The organism is Citrobacter sp. Cpo037 (assembly GCF_030332945.1).
In the GTDB taxonomy this organism is placed as follows: Bacteria; Pseudomonadota; Gammaproteobacteria; order Enterobacterales; family Enterobacteriaceae; genus Citrobacter; species Citrobacter portucalensis.
Genome location: NZ_JAOWGW010000034.1, coordinates 1 through 7267, shown reverse-complemented (window position 1 = coordinate 7267; position 7267 = coordinate 1). Strand labels below are relative to the sequence as shown.

The 7267-nt window shown below is 61.4% G+C and carries 10 protein-coding genes; 8 read left to right on the top strand and 2 right to left on the bottom strand.

The annotated features are described in order from the left end of the window. Positions 1 to 112 precede the first annotated feature (112 nt). Complete coding sequence (locus OGX94_RS02975; RefSeq protein ID WP_000427619.1) at positions 113 to 1117, bottom strand: IS110-like element IS5075 family transposase; 1005 nt, start codon at positions 1115 to 1117, stop codon at positions 113 to 115. A gap of 78 nt (positions 1118 to 1195) precedes the next feature. Then, entirely contained in the window at positions 1196 to 1630 is a 435-nt protein-coding gene (gene merR, locus OGX94_RS02970; RefSeq protein WP_000429836.1) for a mercury resistance transcriptional regulator MerR, read from the bottom strand. A gap of 71 nt (positions 1631 to 1701) precedes the next feature. Between merR and OGX94_RS02965 the strand changes: the two genes are divergently transcribed. The 8 genes from OGX94_RS02965 (at position 1702) to OGX94_RS02930 (ending at position 7205) form a co-directional block, all read left to right on the top strand. Continuing rightward, the gene (locus OGX94_RS02965; protein WP_001294663.1) at positions 1702 to 2052 is read left to right on the top strand and encodes a mercuric transport protein MerT; all 351 of its coding nucleotides are present in this window, start codon (positions 1702 to 1704) and stop codon (positions 2050 to 2052) included. A 13-nt stretch (positions 2053 to 2065) separates the two neighbouring features. Continuing rightward, positions 2066 to 2341, top strand: a complete 276-nt coding sequence (merP, locus tag OGX94_RS02960) for a mercury resistance system periplasmic binding protein MerP (RefSeq protein WP_000732292.1) — start codon at positions 2066 to 2068, stop codon at positions 2339 to 2341. Positions 2342 to 2376: 35 nt separating this feature from the next. Beyond that, on the top strand, positions 2377 to 2799 hold the full coding sequence (gene merC / locus OGX94_RS02955) for an organomercurial transporter MerC (protein WP_001447540.1): 423 nt from the start codon (positions 2377 to 2379) through the stop codon (positions 2797 to 2799). 51 nt (positions 2800 to 2850) lie between these two features. Continuing rightward, positions 2851 to 4545, top strand: a complete 1695-nt coding sequence (merA, locus tag OGX94_RS02950; protein WP_000105636.1) for a mercury(II) reductase — start codon at positions 2851 to 2853, stop codon at positions 4543 to 4545. A gap of 17 nt (positions 4546 to 4562) precedes the next feature. Continuing rightward, the gene (merD, locus tag OGX94_RS02945) at positions 4563 to 4925 is read left to right on the top strand and encodes a mercury resistance co-regulator MerD (RefSeq protein WP_001277456.1); all 363 of its coding nucleotides are present in this window, start codon (positions 4563 to 4565) and stop codon (positions 4923 to 4925) included. Beyond that, positions 4922 to 5158, top strand: coding sequence for a broad-spectrum mercury transporter MerE (merE, locus tag OGX94_RS02940; protein WP_000993386.1), 237 nt, complete (start codon positions 4922 to 4924; stop codon positions 5156 to 5158). Before merD ends, merE begins: the two co-directional genes overlap by 4 nt. Beyond that, positions 5155 to 5862, top strand: a complete 708-nt coding sequence (locus OGX94_RS02935; protein ID WP_000204520.1) for an EAL domain-containing protein — start codon at positions 5155 to 5157, stop codon at positions 5860 to 5862. The genes merE and OGX94_RS02935 overlap by 4 nt, the downstream gene beginning before the upstream one ends. Before the next feature lie 74 nt (positions 5863 to 5936). After that, positions 5937 to 7205, top strand: a complete 1269-nt coding sequence (locus tag OGX94_RS02930) for a TnsB C-terminal domain-containing protein (RefSeq protein ID WP_000179845.1) — start codon at positions 5937 to 5939, stop codon at positions 7203 to 7205. The last annotated feature ends 62 nt before the right edge of the window (positions 7206 to 7267 follow it).

Here is a 7267-nt window from a genome sequence, read left to right as displayed (position 1 = left end):
TGAGCCTTTCCGTTTTACAGGTTCCTCAACAGGCCGGTGGGCCGTTAGTATCATCAATATCAGTATTCGCAAAACCAGATGAATGATTGTTTAAACTGGTGTATTTCTGCCTTTATGCTTCGTAAGTTTGCTGTCGCGCCGTCAGTGCCCAGGCTATTCTGGCCAGCTTGTTTGCCAGAGCACAGGTGACGACAAAGTTGCTTTTCCGACACAACAACTCCCTGACCCAGTCGGCCAACTTGCCAGACTGGTGTTCCAGTTTTTGTATGAATACCCTGGCACACTGAACCAACAAAGTTCGGATCTTTTTGTTGCCCCGCTTGCTAATCCCTAACAATGTCGTCCGACCTCCCGTGCTGTACTGTCGGGGTACCAGCCCTGTTGCCGCCGCAAAGTCACGGCTGCTGGCGTACTGCTTCCCGTCGCCAATCTCAGTTGAAATAGTACTGGCAGTCAGCGTTCCAACGCAGGGAATACTCAGCAAGCGCTGTCCAACCTCATCTTCGTCCAACTTTCGTTTCAACTGAGATTCCAGATCTTTAATCTGCTCAACAAGATAGTGATAATGCTGTTGTAATTTCAGCAGTAACTGGCTGAGATAAAGAGGCAAACTACTGTCCTCAAGAAGGGTACTCAGTCGACTAATAACGGCAGCACCTCGCGGAACGCTGATACCAAATTCCAGCAGAAAAGCATGCATCTGATTAGTTGTTTTCACCTTATCCTGAACCAGGGATTCACGGACACGATGCAGAGCTCGCATTGCCTGCTGAGATTCGGTTCTGGGCTGCACGAAACGCATAGATGGACGTGATGCTGCTTCACAGATAGCTTCAGCATCAACGAAGTCATTTTTGTTGCTTTTAACGAATGGGCGGACAAATTGCGGTGATATCAGCTTTGGAAAATGCCCTAACTCTTCCAGCTTGCGTGCCATAAAGTGAGAACCGCCACAGGCTTCCATCGCGATGGTTGTTGCCGGGCATGTCGCCAGAAATTCGATTAGCTTTGGTCGGGTGAATTTTTTACGGTAAACGGCCTTCCCACGATGATCCTGACAATGAATATGGAAAGAGTTCTTACCCAGATCGATACCAATAAGCGCAATGTTTTCCATGATGGTTCTCCGAATGAAAGCCTGTCCTCAGCATAGTACTGGGAAGGAGGGAGTGACCATCTCATTAAATAAAGCACGCTAAGGCATAGCTGACCTTGCCAGGCCTGCTTCGCCCTGTAGTGACGCGATCAACGGGCAGGAAACATTCCCCTTTCGTGCATGGCAGGCGCACACGAGTTCAGACAGCACGGTTTCCATGCGCGCCAAGTCGGCCATCTTCTCGCGCACGTCCTTGAGCTTGTGTTCGGCCAGGCTGCTGGCCTCCTCGCAGTGGGTGCCATCGTCGAGCCGCAACAGCTCGGCAATCTCGTCCAGACTGAACCCCAGCCGCTGTGCCGATTTCACGAATTTCACCCGAACCACGTCCGCCTCCCCATAGCGGCGGATGCTGCCGTAAGGCTTGTCCGGTTCCCGCAACAGGCCCTTGCGCTGATAGAAGCGGATTGTCTCCACGTTGACCCCGGCCGCCTTGGCAAAAACGCCAATGGTCAGGTTTTCCAAATTATTTTCCATATCGCTTGACTCCGTACATGAGTACGGAAGTAAGGTTACGCTATCCAATCCAAATTCAAAAGGGCCAACGTATGTCTGAACCACAAAACGGGCGCGGTGCGCTCTTCGCCGGCGGGCTGGCCGCCATTCTTGCATCGACCTGCTGCCTGGGGCCGCTAGTACTGGTCGCCCTGGGCTTCTCCGGTGCTTGGATCGGCAACCTGACGGTGCTGGAACCCTATCGACCGTTGTTCATCGGCGCGGCGCTAGTGGCGCTGTTCTTCGCCTGGAAGCGGATTTACCGGCCCGTGCAGGCATGCAAGCCAGGTGAGGTCTGCGCGATTCCGCAGGTGCGCGCCACCTACAAGCTGATTTTCTGGATCGTGGCCGTGCTGGTCCTGGTCGCGCTTGGATTTCCCTATGTCGTTCCATTTTTCTATTAACCAGGAGTTCATCATGAAGAAACTGTTTGCCTCCCTTGCCCTCGCCGCCGCTGTTGCCCCGGTGTGGGCCGCTACCCAGACCGTCACGCTAGCGGTTCCCGGCATGACTTGCGCCGCCTGCCCGATCACAGTCAAGAAAGCGCTCTCCAAGGTCGAAGGCGTGAGCAAGGTCGATGTGGGCTTCGAGAAGCGCGAGGCCGTCGTCACTTTTGACGACACCAAGGCCAGCGTACAGAAGCTGACCAAGGCCACCGCAGACGCCGGCTATCCGTCCAGCGTCAAGCAGTGAGCCAGCAAGCCAACGACAACAGCGAGAGCCGCTTCATGGGACTGATGACACGCATTGCCGATAAAACCGGCGCGCTCGGCAGCGTCGTTTCCGCGATGGGCTGCGCCGCCTGCTTTCCAGCCCTCGCCAGCTTCGGCGCGGCCATCGGGCTGGGCTTCTTGAGCCAGTACGAGGGACTGTTCATCAGCCGCCTGCTGCCGCTGTTTGCCGCGCTGGCCTTCCTGGCGAACGCGCTGGGTTGGTTCAGTCATCGGCAATGGCTGCGCAGTCTGCTCGGCATGATCGGCCCGGCCATCGTGTTTGCGGCCACGGTCTGGCTGCTCGGCAACTGGTGGACGGCGAACCTGATGTACGTCGGCCTGGCCTTGATGATTGGGGTGTCGATCTGGGACTTCGTGTCGCCGGCGCATCGCCGTTGCGGACTGGACGGCTGCGAACTCCCCGCCAAGCGCTTGTGAAAGACGGCTGACCGTGCGACACGGCGGCCCACACGAATAAGGAACGATGGTATGAGCACTCTCAAAATCACCGGCATGACTTGCGACTCGTGCGCAGTGCATGTCAAGGACGCCCTGGAGAAAGTGCCCGGCGTGCAATCAGCGGATGTCTCCTACGCCAAGGGCAGCGCCAAGCTCGCCATTGAGGTCGGCACGTCACCCGACGCGCTGACGGCCGCTGTAGCTGGACTCGGTTATCGGGCCACGCTGGCCGATGCCCCCTCAGTTTCGACGCCGGGCGGATTGCTCGACAAGATGCGCGATCTGCTGGGCAGAAACGACAAGACGGGTAGCAGCGGCGCATTGCATATCGCCGTCATCGGCAGCGGCGGGGCCGCGATGGCAGCGGCGCTGAAGGCCGTCGAGCAAGGCGCACGTGTCACGCTGATCGAGCGCGGCACCATCGGCGGCACCTGCGTCAATGTCGGTTGTGTGCCGTCCAAGATCATGATCCGCGCCGCCCATATCGCCCATCTGCGCCGGGAAAGCCCGTTCGATGGCGGCATCGCCGCTACCACGCCGACCATCCAGCGCACGGCGCTGCTGGCCCAGCAGCAGGCCCGCGTCGATGAACTGCGCCACGCCAAGTACGAAGGCATCTTGGAGGGCAATCCGGCGATCACTGTGCTGCACGGCTCCGCCCGCTTTAAGGACAATCGCAACCTGATCGTGCAACTCAACGACGGCGGCGAGCGCGTGGTGGCATTCGACCGCTGCCTGATCGCCACCGGCGCGAGCCCGGCCGTGCCGCCGATTCCCGGCCTGAAAGACACTCCGTACTGGACTTCCACTGAAGCGCTGGTCAGCGAGACGATTCCTAAGCGCCTGGCCGTGATTGGCTCATCAGTGGTGGCGCTGGAGCTGGCGCAGGCGTTCGCCCGACTCGGAGCGAAGGTGACGATCCTGGCTCGCAGCACGCTGTTCTTCCGCGAAGACCCAGCTATAGGCGAAGCCGTCACGGCCGCATTCCGCATGGAGGGCATCGAGGTGAGGGAACACACCCAGGCCAGCCAGGTCGCGTATATCAATGGTGAAGGGGACGGCGAATTCGTGCTCACCACGGCGCACGGCGAACTGCGCGCCGACAAGCTGCTGGTCGCCACCGGCCGCGCGCCCAACACACGCAAGCTGGCACTGGATGCGACGGGCGTCACGCTCACCCCGCAAGGCGCTATCGTCATCGACCCCGGCATGCGTACAAGCGTGGAACACATCTACGCCGCAGGCGACTGCACCGACCAGCCGCAGTTCGTCTATGTGGCGGCAGCGGCCGGCACTCGCGCCGCGATCAACATGACCGGCGGTGACGCGGCCCTGAACCTGACCGCGATGCCGGCCGTGGTGTTCACCGACCCGCAAGTGGCGACCGTAGGCTACAGCGAGGCGGAAGCGCACCATGACGGCATCAAAACTGATAGTCGCACGCTAACGCTGGACAACGTGCCGCGCGCGCTCGCCAACTTCGACACGCGCGGCTTCATCAAACTGGTGGTTGAAGAAGGCAGCGGACGACTGATCGGCGTGCAGGCAGTGGCCCCGGAAGCGGGCGAACTGATCCAGACGGCCGCACTGGCGATTCGCAACCGGATGACGGTGCAGGAACTGGCCGACCAGTTGTTCCCCTACCTGACGATGGTCGAAGGGTTGAAGCTCGCGGCGCAGACCTTCAACAAGGATGTGAAGCAGCTTTCCTGCTGCGCCGGGTGAGGACAAGGAGGTGTGCGATGAGCGCCTACACGGTATCGCAACTGGCCCATAACGCTGGGGTGAGCGTACATATCGTGCGCGACTACCTGGTGCGCGGCTTGTTACGGCCGGTGGCCTGCACCACGGGCGGCTACGGCGTGTTCGACGATGCGGCCTTGCAACGGCTGTGCTTCGTGCGCGCGGCCTTCGAGGCGGGTATCGGCCTGGATGCCCTGGCGCGGCTGTGCCGTGCGCTCGACGCAGCGGACGGCGCACAAGCCGCAGCGCAGCTTGCCGTGCTGCGCCAGTTGGTCGAGCGGCGGCGCGCGGCGTTGGCCCATCTGGACGCGCAACTGGCCTCCATGCCAGCCGAGCGGGCGCACGAGGAGGCATTGCCGTGAACGCCCCTGACAAACTGCCGCCCGAGACGCGCCAACCCGTTTCCGGCTACCTGTGGGGTGCGCTGGCCGTGTTGACCTGCCCCTGCCATCTGCCGATTCTCGCCGCCGTGCTGGCCGGGACGACCGCCGGTGCCTTCCTTGGCGAGCATTGGGGTGTTGCCGCGCTCGCGCTGACCGGCTTGTTCGTTCTGGCCGTAACGCGGCTGCTGCGCGCCTTCCGGGGCGGATCATGACGAGTTCGCAGCCCGCCGGATGGACGGCGGCCGAGTTGGCGCAGGCGGCGGCGCGCGGACAGCTTGACCTGCATTACCAGCCGCTGGTCGATCTGCGCGATCACCGGATCGCTGGCGCGGAAGCGTTGATGCGCTGGCGGCATCCGAGGCTTGGCCTGTTGCCGCCCGGCCAGTTCCTGCCGCTGGCCGAGTCGTTCGGCCTGATGCCGGAAATAGGCGCGTGGGTGCTGGGCGAGGCCTGTCGCCAGATGCACAAGTGGCAAGGACCGGCATGGCAACCGTTCCGTCTTGCCATCAATGTGTCCGCCAGCCAGGTTGGGCCAACGTTCGACGACGAGGTAAAGCGGGTGCTGGCCGATATGGCCCTGCCCGCCGAGCTTCTGGAGATCGAACTGACCGAATCGGTCGCATTCGGCAATCCAGCCCTGTTCGCCAGTTTCGACGCCTTGCGCGCCATCGGCGTGCGCTTCGCCGCCGACGACTTCGGCACCGGCTATTCCTGCCTGCAACATCTGAAATGCTGCCCCATCACCACATTGAAAATCGACCAATCCTTTGTCGCCAGGCTCCCGGATGATGCCCGTGACCAAACTATCGTGCGGGCGGTGATCCAGCTCGCGCACGGGCTGGGCATGGATGTCATTTTCAGAAGACGACTGCACCAGTTGATTGGGCGTAATGGCTGTTGTGCAGCCAGCTCCTGACAGTTCAATATCAGAAGTGATCTGCACCAATCTCGACTATGCTCAATACTCGTGTGCACCAAAGCGAGGTGAGCATGGCGACGGACACCCCACGGATTCCAGAACAAGGCGTGGCCACTCTGCCTGATGAGGCTTGGGAGCGTGCGCGCCGTCGTGCGGAGATCATCAGTCCGTTGGCGCAGTCGGAGACGGTCGGGCACGAAGCGGCCGATATGGCGGCTCAGGCGCTGGGCTTGTCTCGGCGCCAGGTATACGTTCTGATCCGGCGTGCCCGGCAAGGCAGCGGCCTCGTGACGGATCTGGTGCCCGGCCAGTCCGGTGGAGGTAAAGGTAAGGGGCGCTTGCCGGAACCGGTCGAGCGCGTCATCCACGAGCTACTGCAAAAGCGGTTCCTGACCAAGCAGAAGCGCAGCCTAGCGGCCTTTCACCGCGAAGTCACTCAGGTGTGCAAGGCTCAAAAACTGCGAGTGCCGGCGCGCAATACCGTGGCCTTACGGATCGCTAGCCTTGACCCGCGCAAGGTCATCCGCCGGCGGGAAGGCCAGGATGCCGCTCGTGACCTACAAGGTGTGGGCGGCGAGCCTCCTGCCGTGACCGCGCCGCTGGAGCAGGTGCAGATAGACCATACGGTCATCGACCTGATCGTGGTCGATGACCGCGACCGGCAACCTATTGGCCGCCCGTACCTGACCCTCGCCATCGACGTGTTCACCCGCTGCGTGCTCGGCATGGTCGTCACGCTGGAAGCGCCGTCTGCCGTTTCGGTTGGCCTGTGCCTCGTGCATGTCGCCTGCGACAAGCGCCCTTGGCTGGAAGGACTGAACGTGGAAATGGATTGGCAGATGAGCGGCAAGCCCTTGCTGCTCTACCTAGACAACGCGGCCGAGTTCAAGAGCGAGGCCCTGCGCCGGGGTTGCGAGCAGCATGGCATCCGGCTGGACTATCGCCCGCTGGGACAGCCGCACTATGGCGGCATCGTGGAACGGATCATCGGCACGGCGATGCAGATGATTCACGACGAACTGCCGGGAACGACCTTCTCCAACCCTGACCAGCGCGGCGACTACGATTCCGAAAACAAGGCCGCCCTGACGCTGCGCGAGCTAGAGCGCTGGCTCACATTGGCGGTCGGCACCTACCACGGTTCGGTGCACAACGGCCTGCTCCAACCGCCGGCCGCGCGCTGGGCCGAGGCCGTGGCGCGTGTCGGCGTACCGGCCGTCGTCACACGCGCTACTTCGTTCCTGGTCGATTTTCTGCCGATCCTCCGGCGCACGCTGACCCGCACCGGCTTTGTCATCGACCACATCCACTACTACGCCGATGGGCACTGTTGCAAATAGTCGGTGGTGATAAACTTATCATCCCCTTTTGCTGATGGAGCTGCACATGAACCCATTCAAAG